The following is a 20,177-nucleotide window of genomic DNA, read 5'->3' on the forward strand; positions in this document are numbered from 1 at the left end:
AGTACTTGTATGGGAAAACATTTTTTATTTATATTTTTAGCCTTGATTGTAGCAAATACAAATGAGGCACAAACAAGGTCGACCAGAATTGGCTACATCGACATGGAATATATTTTAGAAAATGTTTCTGATTACAAAGAGGCCAAATCTCAGTTAGATTTAAAAGCTACTAAATGGAAGCAGGAAATCGAAACCAAAAAGTTAGAGATAAACAAATTAAAGGAAAATCTGAAAACCGAAAAAGCTCTGCTTACAAAGGAACTTATTGACGAAAGAGAAACAGAAATTAAGTTTCTTGAGAATGAGATGCTGGAATATCAGCAGAAACAATTTGGAGTTGATGGAAATTTGATGCATCAGAAAGCAGCTTTGGCAAAACCGATACAAGATCAGGTTTTTACTGCTGTTCAAGATATAGCAGAAGCTAAAAATTATGATTTTATTTTCGATAAATCATCTGATTTGACCATGCTTTTTTCGGCTAAAAGATTTGACATAAGTGATCAGGTTATTCGTATCCTAAACAGAACAGAAAAGAGACAGCAACTCAATAAAAAACAATTAAAAGAACAAGAAGCCAAAGAAAACCTTGAAAATGAAATTGACGAAAATCCGGCAATGGCAGAGAGGCAAAAAGCATTGGATGCAAGAAAAGCGGCAAGAGAAAAATTAGTTGCTGACAGAAAATTAGCTCAGGAAGCTAAACGAAAAGAATACGAAGATAAAAGGAATGCTATAGCCGCTGAAAAAGCAGCCAAAAAAAATGGCACGGTTTCTGAAACTGCAAAACCAGCAGAGACTACAAAAACTGAGACCGCAACGCCATCTGTGGCTACTCCAACAACCACTGAACCTGTAGTAAATAAAGCAGAAGAAAGACAGAAACTTTATGAACAACGCAAAAAAGAATTAGAAGAGAAAAAAAAGAAAATTTTAGAAGAAAGAGAAGCGGCTAAAAAAGCTAAAGAAGCCGAAACAGAAAAATCAAATACGACCAATAATTAATTAATATTTTAAAATGATGAAACAAATCAAAACTTTAGTAATTGCTGCAGTGCTTATTTTGACTGCAAACAATACAATGAATGCGCAGGCCAAAACAGCTCATGTTGATGTTAGCGAGATTATGTCGAAGATGCCTGCTATGCTTGATGCTCAAACTCAATTACAAAAATTAAGCGGAACATATGATGCAGAATACAAAAAAATGATTGAGGAATATCAAACAAAAATCAAGAAGTATGATGCTGAATCTACAACAGCAACCGAAGCAGTAAATACTGAGCGTGCCAAAGAAGTACAGGATATGCAAAAGAGAATTGGAGATTACAGAGACAATGCTCAAAAAGAATTACAACAAAAAGAAACTGATTTAGTAAAGCCTTTAATGGAAAAAGTAAAAGCTTCTATCCAAAAAATTGGAAAAGCTAAAGGTTTCCAATACGTACTAGACGGTTCAACTCTTTTATTAGCTGATGGTCCAAACATTACTGCTGATGTTAAAAAAGATTTAGGATTCTAAGAAACAAATTTCTTACTACAAAAATGGCTCAACTAAGTTGGGCCATTTTTGTTTTCAATAATTGTTTTTTTGACGTATGGTTTTTACTAATTTTAACCCGTTGGGTGAAATTATTTGAGTTAAATTAAAAACGATTAGATATTGGTCAAGACACTGCAAAGCAGTATCTTGAAGTCGCTAAACAACCAATATCCATGTCAAATATAGTTAAAAATTATTTTAAGGTTTTAGAAGTTATAAGTTCTTTGAATTATGATTCAGTATCTAAATCAAGAGTTGGAAGAAGTAGCAAGATGTCTGATTTAGAGGTAATAGCACTTAGTCTAACAGCTGAATTCATGTCTATTGATAGTGAGAATTCACTTTTTAAACAGATTAGTTCCGGTATGATTCCTAATTTAATTGAACGTAGTCAATTCAATAAAAGAAGAAGAAAACTGTTTTTGTTTTCTGAAGAAATCAGAACCAAATTAGCCAACCGATTCTTGGAGTTCGAAAACTATTTTATTGTTGACAGTATGCCGTTGGAAATCTGTAAATTTTCTCGTCACAGCAGAATTAAGATCTGTAAAGATGAATTTGAAACAGCTCCTTCTAAAGGTTTTTGTGCTTCACAAAACAGCTGGTTTTATGGTTATAAGCTTCATGGGGTTTGTTCTGTATCTGGAGTTTTTCATTCTTTAGACATTACAAAAGCAGAAGTTCATGATGTTCATTTTTTAAATAACATCAAAAACCAAATGTCTGATTGTGTTATTCTTGGAGATAGAGGTTATCTTTCCCAGAGTGTTCAATTAGACCTATTTCAAACAGTTAAAATCAAATTAGAAACCCCAAAAAGAATCAATCAGAAAGACTATAAACCACAGCCATATATTTTTAGAAAATCCAGAAAAAGAATTGAAACTTTGTTTTCACAACTATGCGACCAGTTTTTAATTCGAAGAAATTATGCTAAATCTTTTAATGGTTTTAAAACAAGAATTTTAGCAAAAATAACGGCCATGACATTAATTCAATACATTAATAAATTCATATTTGACAGACCTATCAACAATATTAAAAATCAACTAATTTAATTTCACCCAACGGGTTAATTTTATCTAAAAAAAAGATCAATCATTACTCAGTTATGGAAGAATTATTTCAACTTTCGCTTTGCAAAAAGACACTAAATTTTGGAATAAATTTCTAATTTATTTAGCTAATATTTCAATAAAAAATACGAATTTAGATTCAGAAAAAATATATTCTGTTTTATGACAAACAACAATCCTATAGGTGTTTTTGATTCCGGCATTGGAGGAACTTCCATATGGAGTGCCATTCACGAACTACTCCCAAATGAAAAAACAATTTATTTAGCAGATAGTAAAAATGCTCCTTATGGTCAAAAAACTAAAGAAGAAATTGTTGCTTTAAGTAAAAAAAACGTCGATTTCTTAATTGAAAACAACTGTAAATTAATTGTAGTTGCCTGTAATACTGCTACTACAAATGCAATACAGGAACTTCGTGCAGATTATGACGTTCCGTTTATTGGAATTGAACCGGCAATAAAACCAGCAGCACATAATTCAAAAACACAAATAATAGGCATCTTAGCTACTCAAGGAACCCTGAATAGTGAGTTATTTAATAAGACCGCAGAAATGTTTCATGACACAAAAATCATCGAGCAAGTAGGTCATGGACTAGTTCAGCTTATTGAAGAAGGCAATCTTAATTCGCCGGAAATGACTATGTTGTTAGAATCTTATTTAAAGCCTATGATTGAGGCCAATATTGACTATTTGGTTTTAGGCTGCAGCCATTATCCATACTTGATTCCACAGATAAAAAAAATACTTCCAGAACATATTAAAATTATAGATTCAGGAGAAGCTGTAGCCAGACAAACTAAAAACATCTTGCTTGAAAAAGCAGGGCTTTCAGATGCTGGAGAGAGCCAACCTATATTTTATGTCAATTCAAATCCTGCAGTTTTAAAATCAATTTTAAATAATAAATACGAGGTTATACAAAAAGATTTTTAACCAATTATTCAATTTTTCGCTTTACAAACCAGATGCCGTCCAATGATAAATTAAGTGATAATTTATGATAATTTTCTTTTATTAAGCCATCCCCAATTTTCCCTTTTTGTCCATAAGAATAAGAGATGTTAAGTACCGAAAAAGTGTTATCAACTGGCAAAGAAATCCCAACAGAAATTGCCGCATTGTGAACCCTTTTCCCATCCACTTCCAGATAGCCGGTATCAAAATTCATTCCTGCTCCGTACTGCACCCGATCCCAATAACTTCTGATATCTTTATTTTTTCTAAAACTAAATCCTAAAGCAAAACGATCCTGATTCACAAAATCGCCATATAATTCTGATTGTTTTGTATCGTTCCATAAGCTTTTTTCATAATCAACGGTTAGCATCAAATTGTTTGTAAAACGTTTGCTAACACCAAAACCTATCTCTAAAGGCATATAATAATCATCTATATCGGAAACAGCATCTGATTCTATAACACTTTCGTTAGTACTACTTACACTTTCTACAGACTGAACTTTAGAAGCCTTAATTCTGGCTGGCAATTTAAAAGTTGAAGCGATAGTAAAAGTTGAATCAACTTTATACTGAACTCCCAATGTCCCACGAAAACCGCTATAATCTGATTTTTTACTGATAGTGGTTAGTGAATTTGCAATCAGATAACTTCTTTCGTCAGTAGTATTACCAAACAATACGCTACCCGACACTCCCATTGATAATTTTTTGCTTAGACGGTATCCATATGAAAAATCAAAATTATTTAGTCCGCCTGATCCTTCAGCATTTAAAGTATAATATTCTGAAGTATTCTGAATAGGTAATCTTAAATCTGAAATTTTGAACGACGCACTTGAGTATGGCCGGAGTGCAATACTAAAAGCAGATTTTTTAGTCACAGGAAATGCAAATGCAATATGTGAAAACTGAAAATTATTACGTTTTTCAGTTTTAGAACTACTTTGAAAAGTTGTATTAATGGCCTTTCCCCCTACTTCAAACATAAAATGATTAAGAGGTAAATAACCTAATGAAGCCGGATTCAGATTATTGATAAAAACATCTGATGGCAATGCAATTCCTGATGAGCCAATAGCAGGAATTGCTCCATAATCTGCATCATATAAACTTCCTAAACCATACAATGAATAAGGAGAACTCGAAATACTCTGCGAAAACGAAGCTGTATACATTAAAATGAAACAACTTAAAAAGATTATTCTATTTTTCATTTAATAAGAGAGGTAGTAAATTTTCAATTGAATTTTATTATTCTTATGTTTCTGGTCACCTAAAACAATCCTGTTAACAGCTTTGTTAATGTTGGGCAGAGTAAAAACTAATGAAGATTTAGAGTCTGACTGCTTTAGCATTTCTTTTTGAAGAAAATTACCAACTGACAATGAATAACCAACATTTTCATTAAACTCATCACTTTGTTTGTTTAGTTTAGCATATAATGCCCCGCCGGATGCATCGCTTAATACACCACCAATCCTGTTTAATTTATCTGCTACATATACCTGCAGGGAATCAGATAAGGGAAATTCTTTAGAATATGTGTTATTAACAGGTTTTAAAATCAATGCTGCATCAACAATTGCACCTTTATCAGCAATATACTTCAACTGTTTTATATTCGGAAAATCGACTCTGCAGGCAAGTCCCGTTCCAGACTGAATATATCCCTGATTATTGGTTAATAAACTTGACAATCTGCTATTTGAAGGAGGCAAATTCTGAATCAAAGTCCCTGTCTTATCTACAGAAATAGCATTAAACTGTTTGGCACCATCCACAATAGTAAAATCTTTTACATAAGAATCTATGTCATCACCAAGATATTTTGAATAATACAACCGTACTTTACTTGTCAGATTAAAACCTATGACACTTGAAGAATTAGTAGTTTCAGGCACAATTACAAGTCCTTTTAGATATTCAGCAAAACTATCGAAATCCGTAATTTCTCTCTTCTTAAGTTTTAAAAAAAGTGCTTCTCCAAATGCAGCATCCATTTTTACATTTATGGAATCTTTTTCTAACGGCCTGGGTTTATACGAAATTGTACCCAAAATTTCTGAACTATAATTTAAAGCTGAATTATTATAGAATGAATCATCATCAGTATTAGGCTTAACCTTCTGAGTCAGCCTATGAATATTGAAGGTCTGAACCCTAGTTGTATCGCCATAATAATAATTATCATATTTTAAAATCATCGAAATAGAATCAAAAACATAATTTGCTGATTCTGTATCACTGGTACTAATTAGAGAATAGGAATCTGATGCCAGTTGAAAATAACTGCTTGATTTTACTTTACCAAATAGAGGATCGTCATAATTCCCTATCAAAATTCTACTCTTACTAGAAGTAATCAGGGAATCGAAATTGATGGTTGACATTTCAACTGTAACCGTATCAATTAAAATCACTTTGTTGTTTACTGATAAATAATCAGAGCCGACAACAAATTCGCCAGCATCTGTATCTGTGCCACATGAAACCATTGCAAATCCAAGTAACAACATCAATATAAACTTATACATAATCCGAATTTTTGAACAAATATAAAAGGCACATTACTGGGCAACACCATAACATATACAAACCTCCATTTTTATACTATAGAAAGCCTAAAAACATCTATAAAATACAATATCAGACAAACAACTCTTTAAGCTCAAAAAAACGCCATTTGGTCTATCAAAACAAGGCATACATATATATTCTTTTTTTTAAAAGAGACTCCCTCCTACTTTTGAGCCAATTAAACAAATAATGAAAAGAAAGGTTTTAGTCTGGGTGCTGTTTTGGATTAGCTTCCTTAATATGAAAGCACAAGAAAAACTTGCTGTTGATTTTAATTTAAAGACAGAACCAACACAAGAAATAAATTTTAATGAAACAAATGCCAGTATAGCTGTTTATAAAAAAATAAATGATAAAAATGAAATTACAAACAAAACAGAATACACAAATCTGAAAATAAAATACGACGCAAGAACTTATTATGATTTTGAGAATCTGAATCAGTTTAATCAGATTCAAAACAAATTCGGAATATCACATAAAGTTTCTGAGGCCACAACATTAAATTTTTCAGTTAGGCCAACAATCAATTTTCAACAAAATTTAAACATTTCAGATGTAACCCTTTTAGGGAGTTTTCAATTGAAGCAGCAGCTGAATTCAAAAACAGGATTAAATATCGGAGTCGAAAGATCAACAATTTTCGGTACTCCTAAATTTATACCAACACTGTCAATTTCAGGCAAAATAAACGATCAAACTAATATTTTAATAGGTTTTCCGGATACAGCAATATCTTACTCCAACAATGAGCGAAACAAATTTAGTATTAGCAATACTTTTAATGGGAATTTTTACAATTTGGATGAGTCTCCGGAACAATACAGTAATGCAGCCAAAATAAGCACTTCTCAAATCACAACAGCCTTGGATTATGAACGGAATATGGATAAAAACTGGTTTGTAAACTTTAAAGCAGGTTACAATTTTAACAAACAATATCATTTACTGGACGAAAACAATCATAAACTATATGATTTTAATAGTGGCAACGGTTACATTTTAAGCATTGGGATCAAATACAAACAATAAATAAATTTCAAACTATGAATAATTTTAAAAAAGGGATATTATTCGCTACTCTGCTATCAGGCCTTTTTTTTACAGGCTGCAGTAACGATGATGATGATGACGAATTAATAGGTAACTGGATTAAAAAATCTGCATTTGACGGACCTGCCAGATCTAGTGCTGCCAGTTTTGTTATTGGGGATTATGCGTATGTTGCAACAGGTTACACAGGAGACGAATATTTAAAAGATTTATGGGCTTATAACTCAAATGGTGACTACTGGGAGCAAAAAGCTGATTTTGCCGGAACAGGAAGAAGTTCTGCATCTGCCTTTGAACTAAATAATAAAGGTTATATTGGCCTTGGCTATGATGGAACTAATAAGCTGAAAGACTTTTATCAGTACGATCCAGAAAACAATAGTTGGACAGCAAAAGCCGATTTTGGAGGAACTGCCCGTTATGGAGCTGTGGGCTTTCAGGTAGGAGGAAAAGCTTATTTCGGAACTGGCTATGACGGGAATTATCTAAAAGATTTCTATCAGTATAACGACACTGACAATACATGGAAACTTGTTAGTGGATTTAGCGGTAACAAAAGACGAAACGCTACAGTATTTATTATAAATGATAAAGCCTATTTAGGAACTGGTGTTAATAATAGTGTCAATCAGGTAGATTTTTGGGAATTTAATCCCACAACTGAAGTTTGGACAAGACTTAGAGACATTGATCAGGATGATGATGATGATTACAGCTGGAACGATGACTATGCAATAACCCGTTCAAACGCATCCAGTTTTAGTCTAAATGGATTAGGTTATATTGTTGGTGGTGAAGGTATCAAAACGGTATGGGAATATAATCCTTCTACCGATACATGGGTCGAAAGAACTGCCCTTGAAGGAGCATCCAGAACTGATGCAGTAGGTTTTGCAATCAACAACAGAGGTTTTTTAATGTTAGGACGAATCGGTACAACATATTTCGATGACGCCTGGGAATTTAAACCACTTGAAGAACAAAATGACGACGATAACTAGTCCCAAAAAATTAAAATTCTTCCGGAGATTATTCTGGAAGAATTTACTTTTTATTGTACTTTCTCTGCAGTTGACAGCTTGTACACAAAAGGAAATACTACATGCTGAATCTGTAAAGACCGCCTCTGGCTGGGGATATACAATTTCTTATAAAGATAAAATTCTAATCAAGCAAACCATAATTCCTGTTATTAGCGAGGTCAAAAGTTTTAGCTCAGAAGATGATGCCTTAAAAGTTGCCGGATTAGTTGTAAAAAAACTTCACCAAAACAAATCACCATCGGTTACCAAAAATGATTTAATTTTATTAAAAATAAAAATGTAAATGAATATCGGTGCCCTTAAAAATACAAATTCCAATAAAGTTTTATTCCATGTCACTATATGGACCTTCTTTATATTGACATCTTTGATTCAGTTTTATGAAAGCCCATTTAGAATCAACAATGATTTCTATGTACAATGGACTACCGGAATTATTTTATTTTACCTCAACTATTTTTATCTGGTACCCGTATTGCTCCTGGAAAAAAAATATTGGCTGTATTTTATTTTTATCCTGGCACTGATTTTACTTTTTATGATTATCCGAATTAATTATTTTTTTCCTGAATTTAATCATTTGCGGGCACACAACATGATGCCGCCTAAAATGTTGCCTCCACATGCTGATTTTATTAAAGAAGGTCAAAACATAAAATTAATAAGACCCAGACAGCCTCTTTTTTTTAAAATAGGCCCGTCTTTTTTTTATCTTTTAATTATAGCTATTAGCACTATTATAAGAACTTTAACCGAGTTTTATCAAAATCAGCAAAACAAATTAATAGCTGAAACACACAGAACTAATACTGAATTGAATTACTTACGAAAACAGACTAATCCTCATTTTTTGTTTAATTCCCTCAACAGCATCTATTCTTTGGCTCATAAAAAATCTGATTTGGTCCCTGATGCCATCGTAACATTATCAGAATTAATGCGGTATATGCTGTATGAAACGGATAATAAAACGGTGGCTTTAGAAAAAGAGATCAATTATATTCAGAATTATATTGAATTACAAAAATTGAGGCTCAACAATATCGAAGATATAGTGATTAATGTTCACGGAGATCCAAAAAATAAATTCATCGAACCTTTACTATTAATTTCATTTATTGAAAACGCCTTTAAATACGGTACTGATTATAAAGGAGCGGCACATGTAAAAATTAAGATTATCATTATTGAAAACAACCTAGATTTCTGGACAGAAAACACAATTGAGAATTATGTAAAAGATCCTGAAAATTCTGGTATTGGTTTAGCAAACATTCAAAATAGGCTGGATTTATTATACCCGAATGCACATGAATTGACTATAAAACAAGATAACCAGTACTATCGTGTACACCTGAACTTGAAATTAGATAAAATACAAACTGAAATCTAATAAATCAACGACAAACGAAATTAGATGACTCAATATTTAACTAAATTTTAAAATGTAAGTCGTTCGTTTAAAGCTACTTTTGACCCAAGTAATTTATTATAATTAAAATCTAAAAAGATGAAATGTGTAATTATTGATGATGAACCTTTAGCAGTAGACTTACTAAGAGATTTTGTCAGTAAAGTAGATTCATTAGAGTTAATATGCACTTTTAATAACGCTATTGATGCCGTATCTTTTATTAATCAAAACAATGTAGATTTAATTTTCCTTGATATTCAGATGCCTCATTTTTCGGGGATTGAATTTCTAAATACTATCGAAAAAAAACCTTTAATTATTTTCACAACAGCCTATTCTGATTATGCTGTTGAAGGTTTTAATCTTGGTGCAGTAGATTATTTAGTAAAACCAATTCCTTTTCACCGATTTCTGAAAGCTGTAGTCAGGGCACAGCAAATTTTAAATCCTCCAACCGTTCAGGCTATTTCAGAAAACACTATAATTCCTGAATTAGAACAAGACTTTATGTTTGTAAGGGCTGAATATGAAAATGTAAAAATGAATTTCGCTGATATTTTATTTATCGAAGGCTTAAAAGATTATGTGAAAATTTATACAACAGACAATAAATTCACACTCACTTTGATTAGTCTGATAAAATTAGAAAATCTACTCTCAAACAAAGGATTTTCGAGAATTCACAGATCTTACATCATTAACATCAAACATGTAAAATCGATACAAAAAAATAAGGTTCTGATTAGTGATAAAAGAATTCCTATTAGCGAAAGCTACAAAAATGCTTTTTTTGAAAGAATCAATTTATAGTTTTATTCAAATTTGAAAATAAAAAATTCCAATACTGTTCGAAGTATATAGAAATTGAATTAAAAATATTGCCTTTTTATATTCGAATTATTCTTTAAACCAGCCCGAATACATCACGTAGTTATTTGAGATACGTTCAATTTCACCCGCAAAATCGGACTGATCAATATCTTTTACTTTTTTGGCTGGAACACCGGCATAAATACTTCCTGAAGCTACAATTGTATTTTGTGTCAAAACCGCTCCTGCTGCAATTATTGAATTACTTTCTATCACACAATTATCCATTACGATAGCACCCATTCCAACTAAAACATTGTCATGAATAGTACAACCATGTACAATAGCATTATGACCTATAGATATATTACTGCCAATAATTGTTGGATGTTTTTCATACGTACAATGTATAATTGCCCCATCCTGAATATTTACTTTGTTCCCAATTTTAATAAAATTTACATCTCCCCGAATTACAGCATTAAACCAAACACTGCATGAACCACCAAAAGTTACATCGCCAACAATAGTAGCATTTTCAGCAACATAACAATCATCCGGAATTAAAGGAGATTTTCCGTTTACAGTTTTTATTAACATAATATTCTAAATTTTAATTAACCGCTGGACATTTACAATCGTAGCGCTCTCTGGTACAAAATAAATTAACTCCAAGAGTAATCTGATGATATCCTCCTGTATCAAATTGCACATCGCCAGTTACATTTGAATAGGTATAAGCAAACATGAATTTTTTATAATTGACGCCTATAATTGGAGTTATATATTGCAATTTTTGGTCACTCGTTCCGCTTCCGCCACTATATCTTGTTCCGTCAAAACTTCTTCTGTAAGACAACGCTGCCCATATACTTCCAAAATCCATATTTTTATACGCTTTCAAATTCAGATCCATAGATTTTTCTTTAGTCTGATCAAAATACTGAAATAAAATTGAAGGCTCCCAAGTAATATTCTCGCTTTTTCCAAAAACATATCCAGCACTTAAAAGAACCTTTCTCAAATTATCACTTTCATAATCCGTATATAATTTCCTTCTGGTTTCTATAAGTCCCTGAACAGTCAAATGAGCATAAAAATCCAAAAAATTATAAGATGCCCCTACATCAACATTAAAATAAGAATCATTTTGTATTGATCCAAAAACAATCGGATCAAAAGTTCCTCCAAATGAAGTTTCATCCAGCTGACTCTGAATCAAGCCTCCGCTGATACCAAAAGAAAGCTGATTCAAATCAAGTTCACTCCTTGAAAACATTATATGATGTGCATAAGTAAGCTTCACTCCTTTTTGTGAGTGATATCCATTTTTATCGTTAAAAACAATAATCCCTGCGCCGGATCTTTCTCCAATTCTTCCATTAAAACTTAACGTTTGCAAAGCAGGTGCGTCATCCTGACCAAACCACTGTTTTCTGGTCGTGAGTCTTATTTTTGCACAATTTGCAGCACCGGCCATAGAAGGATGAATCAAATAATAATTATCTGATAAGTAGTCAGAATATACAGGGATTCCTTCTTGAGAATAGGAATAAAGAGAAACGATCACAAAAAAAAATAAGATTCTGACTCTCAATTTATTACAAGTAAACATATTAGATGCTTTTTAAATTTAACAAGATTGATTACAAAAAGAATCTTAATTATTTTATTAAAAAACCAAATATAGCCATTAGTAGAAAATAACTTTATTAAATTTACAAAAAATATACAGACATGGTAAAAATCACTATAAAAGAAACTCAAAATCCGACGATAATAAAATTCGAATTTGAAGATTTTATAACTCAGAATCAAAATTTTGAATTCAAAAATATCGATGAAGCAAAATCATCGCCTTTAGCTCAACAATTATTTTATCTTCCATTCGTAAAAACAGTTTATATTTCAGGGAATTTTATTGCGGTAGAAAGATTCAGTATAGTAGAATGGGAAGATGTGCAGGATGCAGTAGCCGAGCAGATCGAAGCTTTTGTAAATAAAGGCGGTACTATTGTAAATATAGATGAAAACAAACCTAAAAAACAACCCATTACAGTGTATGGGGAAACAACTCCAAATCCTGCTGCATTAAAATTTGTGGTAAACAGAATGCTGACCAGAAATGCTGTAGAATATAAAAACATTGACCAGACAGCTTCTTCCCCGTTAGCTCAGGAATTATTCAAATTTCCTTATGTAAAAGAAGTTTTTATTGATGAAAACTACATTTCGGTAACGAAATACGAAATCAATAACTGGGATGAAATTACGCTTGAATTAAGAACTTTTATCAAACAATTTATTGAAAACGGAGGAACAGTTTTAGACGAAAGTTTAATTGAAACCGCTACTAAAAACGATGTAACCAAAGATGAGGCTTTTGACAAATTAGATGTTACTTCTCAACAAATCATAAACATTCTGGAGGAATATGTAAAACCAGCTGTTGCTGCAGATGGAGGAAACATTGCTTTTGATTCTTATAATGAAGACAAAAAAGTGGTGAAAGTTATTCTGCAAGGAGCTTGTAGCGGTTGTCCGTCTTCCACATTTACATTAAAAAGCGGTATAGAAAATATGCTCAAAAGCATGCTAAATGATCAACAAATTACTGTTGAAGCGCTAAACGCTTAAAAAACAAATCCCAATTACCCATAAAACGTCTTATCAGGCGTTTTTTTTATTCCCTTTTCTACAGATTCTTTCAAGATTATACTACAATATAATACTAAATTCAAAACACTTAATATTATATTGTAACTTAATCAACTTTGTAGTATCGTTGATGCTGTAAAAGAAAGTATAGAAAATAATGATAAACAGCCTATTTTTTATGATACTGTTGTAGATAGTAGCGAAAAACCAATAACAGAACCTGAACGATACCCGTTTTATCTTAGTAATGATTAAAGCTTTTTTTAACGGCAATTTTTTATATTTGCACCATTAATATACCTTCTCATATGAGAAGGTTTTTTTATCTAAAAGTATGAATGTCAACCCGAATCAGCTCTCTAATTACGCTGCAAAATTTATTGAAGTATTAATTGATTATTCTCCAAAATTAATCTCGGCCTTCCTAATATTATTTATAGGCTTATATGCCATCAGATTGACTAACAGAATCATTAGAAATGTAATGGTAAAAAGAAATTTAGACCCTACGCTAACTAAGTTTCTGGCTGATATACTGCTCTGGGCTTTACGAATTCTATTATTTATAACGGTAATTTCAAATCTTGGAGTACCCACTTCATCATTTGTTGCTATTTTAGGGGCAATGGGTTTAGCGGTTGGCTTATCATTGCAAGGATCACTTTCTAATTTTGCCGGCGGAATGCTGATTATTCTTTTCAAACCTTTTAAAGTAGGCGACACCATAGAAGCGCAAGGTGTAATTGCCACCGTAGTCGAAATTCAAATTTTCGTTACAAAATTAGTCACAGGTAATAACCAAACAGTTTTTGTACCTAATGGAGCTTTATCTAATGGAAATATAATTAATTATTCAATGCAGGGAGAACGAAAAGCTGATCTGACCTTTTCTGTTTCTTATGATTCAGACATCAAAAAAACTAAAGACATATTACTAGATGTTCTAATTAAGAATCCTAAAGTCCTCAAAACCCCTGCACCTGAAGTATTTGTGAAAAATTTATCGGCAATTTCTATTGATTTTGCTGTGCGTCCATGGGCAAAAAATGAAAATTACGGAGCTGTTTTTTCTGAAACTTTAGAAAATTGCAAAGCAGCATTAGATGAAGCAGGCATTGCTATTCAGCCATATACATTACAGAAATAAAACATTATTGCTTTTTTGGTGCAGTAACCATAAAATCTTTTAAATAATAAGGTTCAAAGTAAGCGACATCTACAGTGTCGCTTTTTTGATATTTATCGTAACTAATTTTACTCATTGCGGCAGCTGAAGGATATTTGATATCTTCTAAAAACACAAAATTCTCTTTAGTTAATACTGTCTTGCATTTTTCTGTACAGTCACCAACAAAATAGAGTGTTTCTGTAAAATTTTTGAATGAATTTTCATCGATGACTTCTGCAAGGATTCCTCTTTCAGTTTTTAAGTCAGCACTAAAAATTGCACTATAAACCTCCATTCTTCTGGCATCCAGCATTGGAATAATTTTTCCTTCAGAGACTTTTACCTGAGAAGCTAAAGTTTGTAAAGTATCTACTGCAATCAAGGGGATATTTAGAGCAAAACAAAGCCCCTTTGCTGCTGAAACCCCAATCCGTAGTCCTGTGTAAGAACCCGGCCCCTGACTTACGGCAACAGCAGCTAAATCATGAAAAGAAATCCCTGATTCAGCTATTATTTCTTCAATAAAAACATGTAATTTTTCAGCATGTGAATAGCCTTCCTCTGCAATTTCTTTGCATATAACGGTTTCACCATTTTTAGCAATTGCTACAGAACAATTTTTGGTGGCGGTTTCTATATTGAGAATAAAATACAATTTTTTTTTTATTTAAAAGTTAATTATATGAATTTATTTCTTCGGGGTTTCACTCTTTTTAAGCTTTACTTTATCTCCAGAATTTAACTCTTTAGAGACAGTAGTATAAGGCCCCGTAATAACAACATCTCCAGGTTTTAATCCAGACATTACTTCAATATTAGTATCGTCCTGAATACCTGTTTTGATAATTCTGATTTTTGCTTTATCACCCACTTTTACAAAAACACATTCAAATTTTTTATCGTTTTTTGGCGCTGTTTTTTTCTCATTCGGATCCTCAACTTTAAAATCTTTCACAGCAGTTGTGTCCGATTTTACCACAACAGAGCTAATAGGTACTGCCAAAACATTGGTTTTAGTTGTAGTGATGATATCAACAGTTGCAGTCATACCGGGTCTAAATGGAGAATATGAAGCTGGTTTACCTTCAAGCAAATCTTGATAAGATTCTTTTAAAATTCTAACTTTAACCTTAAAATTTGTTACCTGATCAGATGTCAGGGTAGTACTTGCTGAATTAGAAATACTGGTTACAACCCCTTTAAATTTCTTTTTCAGATAAGCATCCACTTCAACATTCGCTTGGTCTCCAATTTTTATTTTTACAATATCATTTTCGTTCACATCCACTTCAACTTCCATGTTATTAAGGTTGGCCACTCTTAAAAGTTCAGTTCCTGCCATCTGCTGTGTTCCTAAAACACGTTCTCCCAATTCTACATTTAACACAGAAATGGTTCCGTCTGCAGGAGAATATATGGTAGTACGGCCTAAATTATCTTTTGCTTCATTTACCGATGCAGAAGCACTCTGAACATTATAGTAAGAATTTTGTCTTGTAGCTTTTGCAACTTCAAAAGAAGCAATTGCTTTGTCCCAGTCAGACTTTGAAATAACTCCTTTCTCATACAACGTTTTATTACGTTCATAATTCGCTTTTGCTTCTTTAAAACTAGCCTCCGATTGTGTCAAGCCGGCTTTTGTTCCTGATAAATTTGAAACTGAGCGATTGTAACTTGAAGTATATAAATCCGGATTTATTTTCACTAATAAATCACCTTTTTTGACCACCTGACCTTCTTTTACATTCAATAAAATAATTTCGCCCGAAACCTCCGGGGAAATTTTGACTTCTATTTCAGGTTGAATTTTACCTGTAGCCGAAACGGTTTCAACAATCGTGGAAGCTATTACTTTTGATATCTCTACTTCTTTACCTTCATCTTTATTTCCTATCACTCCTGATTTCGAAAGCCCTATTAAAGCTGCAATTATAATTACTGCGGAGCCAATTAAGAAATAGATTGTTTTTTTTGACATGATAATTAGTTTTTGATAATTGGGACAATTGGAATTCCAAAGTAGAATTCCAGTATCTTTATTTTAAACATGTAATCGTATTTTGCTCTGATTACATCTGATTGTGCGTTCGTTAACAAAGTTTGCGCCTGAGTAAAATCGAAGGAGTTCATCAAACCAACATCATACTTTTCTTTGGCATAGTTATAAGACTGCTGTCTTGCTTCTAAAGTGATCGTTGCCGATTCATAAGCATTTAATGCTCCTTTAGCATCTGTAAAAGCAGTATAAACATTTCGTTGTAAATCTAAACTTTTTTGCTCCAGATCAATTTTAGATTTCTCTAAACTGACTTTATTTCGTTCAACATTATTTTTAACAGAAAACCCGTTAAAAATTGGAACATTCAATTGTAATCCAAAATTATGCCCTTTATTATTACTGAACTGTTCAAAAACCGGATCTGGACCAACTACTGTTGGAACTCCGTTAATTTCTTTTAGCTGATCACTGTAACTTGCTCTTGTATTGAAAGAATAAAAACCAGTTAATGTTGGCTGAAACGCACCTTTTGCTATTGTTACGTTTTTCTCTGCAATTTCAAGATTAGTCTGTGCGAGCTTCAATTCTGTTCTTGTTTCTTTTGCTTTGTTATAAATATCGGTTGGACTTTGAGCCATAATATTATTTTCATCCTTTACATTAGTATCATCAACAATATCAAAATCCGCAAACTCTTTCAATTGCAAAAGCTGAGCTAAACTTAATTTAGAAATCAATAAATTATTCTCAGCAACAACAATAGCCTGCTGATCGGTTGCGACTGTGGCCTTTAAATCGAACAAATCCCCACGAGGAATCGTACCTGCTTTTACCATCTCCTCAGAACGAGCTAATCTTTTCTCATCTATTAAAAGCTGCTCTTTCCTAACTTTTACATTTTCTTTAAAAGCGAGAATTTCTAAAAATGCATTCGCAACATTCAGCGAAATATCCTCCTGCATTTTTAACAACTGATACTGAGACGCAACAATGGATAGTTTTGCTTTTCTGTAAGCATTTTGATTTTGTAGTCCTTTGTAGATATCAACACCAGCATTTAATCCAACGGAAGAGTACTGAGTAGTCTGATTACGTAAAAGTCCTGTTGTAACATCCTGATTTAAACCAATATTCCAGGAATGTGACGCGCTCCCGTTTACTGATGGAAGATAACTTCCTAATGCTCCTTTTTTGTCAATATTAGCATTTTTTACATCTAGCTCTGATAATTTTATGGTGATATTATTATCCAGTGCATAACGTACACATTCTTCCAGTGTCCATTGTTTTGTTTGTGCCTGTGCAGATAATGCTAATCCAAACAGGAGAGCAAAAACAAAACTATTACATTTATTTATTTTCATATATTTTGAAATGAAGCACAGCAGATACTATGCAAATTTAACGTTTTATAAGTCTAAAAATCTCTTTAAATAATCAAATTATTTTTTTTCGCCTTCTCCCTCATTGATAAGTCCCTGATTCCAGATTTTAATTTTATCAGATGCCTTAATCCCGCTTTTAACCTGAACATAAATCCCGTCACTTACTCCCAGAACGACATCTTTTCTTTGGAACTTTTGAGGTGCAGTTTCGATTTCAACGTACGGTTTTTGAGTTTTTTTGTCAAACTGAACCAATGATTCTTTAATAGCCAAAACTTTATCTGCTTTCTCTAAAATAATAGAAGCATTCGCACTTAAGCCGGCTCTGATAAAAGTGGCCTCATTATTTTCTAAAGAAGCTTTGATCTCAAATTGAATAGCTCCGTTTTCAACTACTCCCTTTGGAGCTATATAGGTTAAAACAGCTGTGAATTTTTTGTTTTCAATTGCTCCAATTGTAATTTCAATAGGCATTTTTTCTTTTATTTTACCTACCTCAGATTCGTCAATTTTTCCGACGAAAATCATTTTCCCAACATCTGCAACACTTGCTATTGTTGTTCCTTCATTAAAATTATTACTTTCAATAACCTGATTTCCAACTTTTACAGGCACATCTAAAACCATTCCGTTAACCGTTGAACGAATCAGTGTGTTTGCATAGCTTCCCAATGAAGATGTTGTTCCTGTTTTTACGATATCCAGACTTTGTTTTGCTGACAGATAATTTTGTTTTGCCTGTCTATAAGCTAGTTGGGCTGCATCAAAATCATTTGCAGAAATTACATCTTTTTCAAATAATGTTTTTTGTCTCTGATAGATTTTCTCCTGATTGTCTAAAGCAATTTTAGCTGTCTGAACCTGATTTTGAGTACTGCTCACATTAGAAACATTAGCAACAACCCTGATTTTGGCAATCATATCTCCTGCCTTGATTTTCTCTCCGGCTTTAATATAAATAGATTCAATAATACCTGAAATGTTAGGTTTAATCAAAACCTCTTCATTCGGCTGAATATTACCTGTTGCGATCGTATTTTTCACAATGGTTTTAATTTCTGCTTTTTCAGTTTTAAAAACAACTGGCGACTCCTGATTTTTGGCATACAAATAATAAAGTGCGCCAAAGAAAATTATAGCAATAAAAATTAAAATGGTTACGGTTACTCCTTTTTTCATTTTGTTGGTTGTTATTTCGATTATATTTTGATTGATAATTTATTCTGTTCGTAAAGCATCCACCGGTTTTACATTTATAGCGGTCTGCGCAGGTATAAATCCGGCCAGTAATCCTGAACCAATAAGGATTAATAAAGCTACAAATACAACCCGCAAATCTACACTTGGATTTGCAAACATGGTATTGCTGTTTGGAGGCATTGAATCTAAAAACATATTCAAAAGTGCAATAAGCCCTGTTGCAACAGCAATTCCTAGCATACCTGAAATGATGGTTAAAAATATTGATTCAGACAAAATTTGTCCTCTTATCGCTGCAGGCGTTGCTCCTAACGCCCTTCTAATTCCAATTTCTTTAGTTCTTTCTTTAACCACAATAAGCATAATATTGGATATCCCAATTACTCCGGAAATCAAAACCAAAGTTCCTACAAAATAGGCAATGATTTTTAAAATAGTAAAAAGACTTTGCACCTTGTTAAACTGTTCGTACAAATCGAAGTTTCCTACGGCACGATCATCTTTTGGATTGACAGAATGAAGTGCTTTTATTTTCTCTAAAATCTTTGGCTTTAAATCTGTAATGGAGGTTTCATCTTTTGCAGTAAGTGCCATCCAGCCTACTTTATCTCCATAATTAAAAGCCTGCTGAAAAGTAGTAAAAGGGATGAAAATATTTTTTTGTTCCTGCTCTGCATTTCCTCCCTGTTGTTTCGATTTATAAACTCCAACGACCATAAAATTTATTCCGTTGATTTTCAAATAAGTCCCAACAGCTTCTTCCTCTTTTCCATAAAGCTCAGCAATAACCCCTTTTCCAATCACAGCTATTTTTCTTCTTTCAAGAATATCCTGCTGATTGACAAAACGTCCTTTTATGATATCCATCGGCTGTTGCTTAATCAGTTCGGGATAATCCCCATAAATGGTAAATGCCGAAGTTTTTGTTCCCCTAACCACATTATTTGTTCCGTTAAAATCACCTAATTGATTTCGTGGGGACACATACAATAAATCTGGAAAAGCCTCTCTTAAAGAAGCAACATCACTGTTTCTAAAATCATAACGACGCACCTTGGGCAAGCCTTTATAAGCTTTTGATGTTGTCTGACTCCACATAAACATGGTGTTTGTAGCTATTCCGTCAAACCCTTTTTTTACACCGTTTTCGAGTCCGTTTCCTGCCGCAAGTAATATTACTAAAATAAATATGCCCCAAAATACCCCGAATGCTGTCAGGACTGTTCTGAAAACATTGGCCGTTAAAGCCTGTAAAATCTCATCCCAATTATCTTTACTAAACATAT

Annotated in this window: 20 protein-coding genes; 11 read left to right on the forward strand and 9 right to left on the reverse strand. The window is 32.7% G+C overall.

Annotated features, from left to right (window positions below):
* The first annotated feature begins 9 nt into the window (after positions 1-9).
* From ACNC7R_RS18560 to murI, 4 genes are all read left to right on the forward strand, one after another.
* Positions 10-1,005, forward strand: coding sequence for an OmpH family outer membrane protein (locus ACNC7R_RS18560; RefSeq protein ID WP_417942524.1), 996 nt, complete (start codon positions 10-12; stop codon positions 1,003-1,005).
* A gap of 13 nt (positions 1,006-1,018) precedes the next feature.
* On the forward strand, positions 1,019-1,522 hold the full coding sequence (locus tag ACNC7R_RS18565; RefSeq protein ID WP_223683104.1) for an OmpH family outer membrane protein: 504 nt from the start codon (positions 1,019-1,021) through the stop codon (positions 1,520-1,522).
* A gap of 293 nt (positions 1,523-1,815) precedes the next feature.
* Complete coding sequence (locus ACNC7R_RS18570) at positions 1,816-2,601, forward strand: IS982 family transposase (protein WP_417943144.1); 786 nt, start codon at positions 1,816-1,818, stop codon at positions 2,599-2,601.
* Between the two features lie 180 nt (positions 2,602-2,781).
* The gene (gene murI / locus ACNC7R_RS18575) at positions 2,782-3,558 is read left to right on the forward strand and encodes a glutamate racemase (RefSeq protein ID WP_417942525.1); all 777 of its coding nucleotides are present in this window, start codon (positions 2,782-2,784) and stop codon (positions 3,556-3,558) included.
* A 4-nt stretch (positions 3,559-3,562) separates the two neighbouring features.
* Here the strand turns inward: murI and ACNC7R_RS18580 are convergent, their stop codons facing one another.
* Positions 3,563-4,798, reverse strand: coding sequence for an OmpP1/FadL family transporter (locus ACNC7R_RS18580; protein WP_417942526.1), 1,236 nt, complete (start codon positions 4,796-4,798; stop codon positions 3,563-3,565).
* Positions 4,799-6,118 (reverse strand): DUF4270 family protein, encoded by a 1,320-nt coding sequence (locus tag ACNC7R_RS18585; protein WP_417942527.1) that lies wholly within the window; start codon positions 6,116-6,118, stop codon positions 4,799-4,801. It abuts the gene before it with no gap.
* Positions 6,119-6,401: 283 nt separating this feature from the next.
* Here ACNC7R_RS18585 and ACNC7R_RS18590 point away from each other — a divergent pair, with 283 nt between their 5' ends.
* The 5 genes from ACNC7R_RS18590 (at position 6,402) to ACNC7R_RS18610 (ending at position 10,481) form a co-directional block, all read left to right on the forward strand.
* Positions 6,402-7,193, forward strand: coding sequence for a DUF6268 family outer membrane beta-barrel protein (locus ACNC7R_RS18590; protein ID WP_417942528.1), 792 nt, complete (start codon positions 6,402-6,404; stop codon positions 7,191-7,193).
* Positions 7,194-7,207: 14 nt separating this feature from the next.
* Complete coding sequence (locus ACNC7R_RS18595) at positions 7,208-8,215, forward strand: Kelch repeat-containing protein (RefSeq protein ID WP_417942529.1); 1,008 nt, start codon at positions 7,208-7,210, stop codon at positions 8,213-8,215.
* Positions 8,199-8,540 carry a DUF4907 domain-containing protein gene (locus tag ACNC7R_RS18600; RefSeq protein WP_417942530.1) on the forward strand — a complete coding sequence of 114 codons (342 nt, stop codon included), beginning with the start codon at positions 8,199-8,201 and terminating at the stop codon, positions 8,538-8,540. Before ACNC7R_RS18595 ends, ACNC7R_RS18600 begins: the two co-directional genes overlap by 17 nt.
* Positions 8,541-9,650 carry a sensor histidine kinase gene (locus ACNC7R_RS18605; RefSeq protein ID WP_417942531.1) on the forward strand — a complete coding sequence of 370 codons (1,110 nt, stop codon included), beginning with the start codon at positions 8,541-8,543 and terminating at the stop codon, positions 9,648-9,650.
* A 117-nt stretch (positions 9,651-9,767) separates the two neighbouring features.
* Positions 9,768-10,481: a LytR/AlgR family response regulator transcription factor gene (locus tag ACNC7R_RS18610; RefSeq protein ID WP_417942532.1), complete on the forward strand. Its 714-nt coding sequence runs from the start codon at positions 9,768-9,770 to the stop codon at positions 10,479-10,481.
* Between the two features lie 87 nt (positions 10,482-10,568).
* Here the strand turns inward: ACNC7R_RS18610 and ACNC7R_RS18615 are convergent, their stop codons facing one another.
* On the reverse strand, positions 10,569-11,081 hold the full coding sequence (locus tag ACNC7R_RS18615; RefSeq protein ID WP_417942533.1) for a gamma carbonic anhydrase family protein: 513 nt from the start codon (positions 11,079-11,081) through the stop codon (positions 10,569-10,571).
* A gap of 13 nt (positions 11,082-11,094) precedes the next feature.
* Entirely contained in the window at positions 11,095-12,096 is a 1,002-nt protein-coding gene (locus tag ACNC7R_RS18620; RefSeq protein WP_417942534.1) for a type IX secretion system membrane protein PorP/SprF, read from the reverse strand.
* A 122-nt stretch (positions 12,097-12,218) separates the two neighbouring features.
* On the opposite strand from ACNC7R_RS18620, the gene ACNC7R_RS18625 reads away from it, so the two are divergent.
* A complete protein-coding gene (locus ACNC7R_RS18625) occupies positions 12,219-13,118 on the forward strand; it encodes a NifU family protein (RefSeq protein ID WP_417942535.1) in 900 nt (299 codons plus the stop codon).
* 355 nt (positions 13,119-13,473) lie between these two features.
* Positions 13,474-14,286 carry a mechanosensitive ion channel family protein gene (locus tag ACNC7R_RS18630; protein ID WP_417942537.1) on the forward strand — a complete coding sequence of 271 codons (813 nt, stop codon included), beginning with the start codon at positions 13,474-13,476 and terminating at the stop codon, positions 14,284-14,286.
* A gap of 4 nt (positions 14,287-14,290) precedes the next feature.
* Here the strand turns inward: ACNC7R_RS18630 and tsaB are convergent, their stop codons facing one another.
* From tsaB to ACNC7R_RS18655, 5 genes are all read right to left on the reverse strand, one after another.
* Positions 14,291-14,962, reverse strand: coding sequence for a tRNA (adenosine(37)-N6)-threonylcarbamoyltransferase complex dimerization subunit type 1 TsaB (gene tsaB / locus ACNC7R_RS18635; RefSeq protein WP_417942538.1), 672 nt, complete (start codon positions 14,960-14,962; stop codon positions 14,291-14,293).
* Positions 14,963-14,995: 33 nt separating this feature from the next.
* Positions 14,996-16,285, reverse strand: a complete 1,290-nt coding sequence (locus tag ACNC7R_RS18640) for an efflux RND transporter periplasmic adaptor subunit (RefSeq protein ID WP_417942539.1) — start codon at positions 16,283-16,285, stop codon at positions 14,996-14,998.
* Positions 16,286-16,290: 5 nt separating this feature from the next.
* Positions 16,291-17,670 carry a TolC family protein gene (locus ACNC7R_RS18645; protein ID WP_417942540.1) on the reverse strand — a complete coding sequence of 460 codons (1,380 nt, stop codon included), beginning with the start codon at positions 17,668-17,670 and terminating at the stop codon, positions 16,291-16,293.
* Between the two features lie 78 nt (positions 17,671-17,748).
* Positions 17,749-18,870 carry an efflux RND transporter periplasmic adaptor subunit gene (locus ACNC7R_RS18650; protein ID WP_417942541.1) on the reverse strand — a complete coding sequence of 374 codons (1,122 nt, stop codon included), beginning with the start codon at positions 18,868-18,870 and terminating at the stop codon, positions 17,749-17,751.
* Positions 18,871-18,909: 39 nt separating this feature from the next.
* On the reverse strand, positions 18,910-20,175 hold the full coding sequence (locus ACNC7R_RS18655) for an ABC transporter permease (protein WP_417942542.1): 1,266 nt from the start codon (positions 20,173-20,175) through the stop codon (positions 18,910-18,912).
* Positions 20,176-20,177: the final 2 nt, after the last annotated feature.

Origin of the sequence: Flavobacterium adiutor (assembly GCF_048282555.1) — a bacterium.
Classification (GTDB): domain Bacteria; phylum Bacteroidota; class Bacteroidia; order Flavobacteriales; family Flavobacteriaceae; genus Flavobacterium.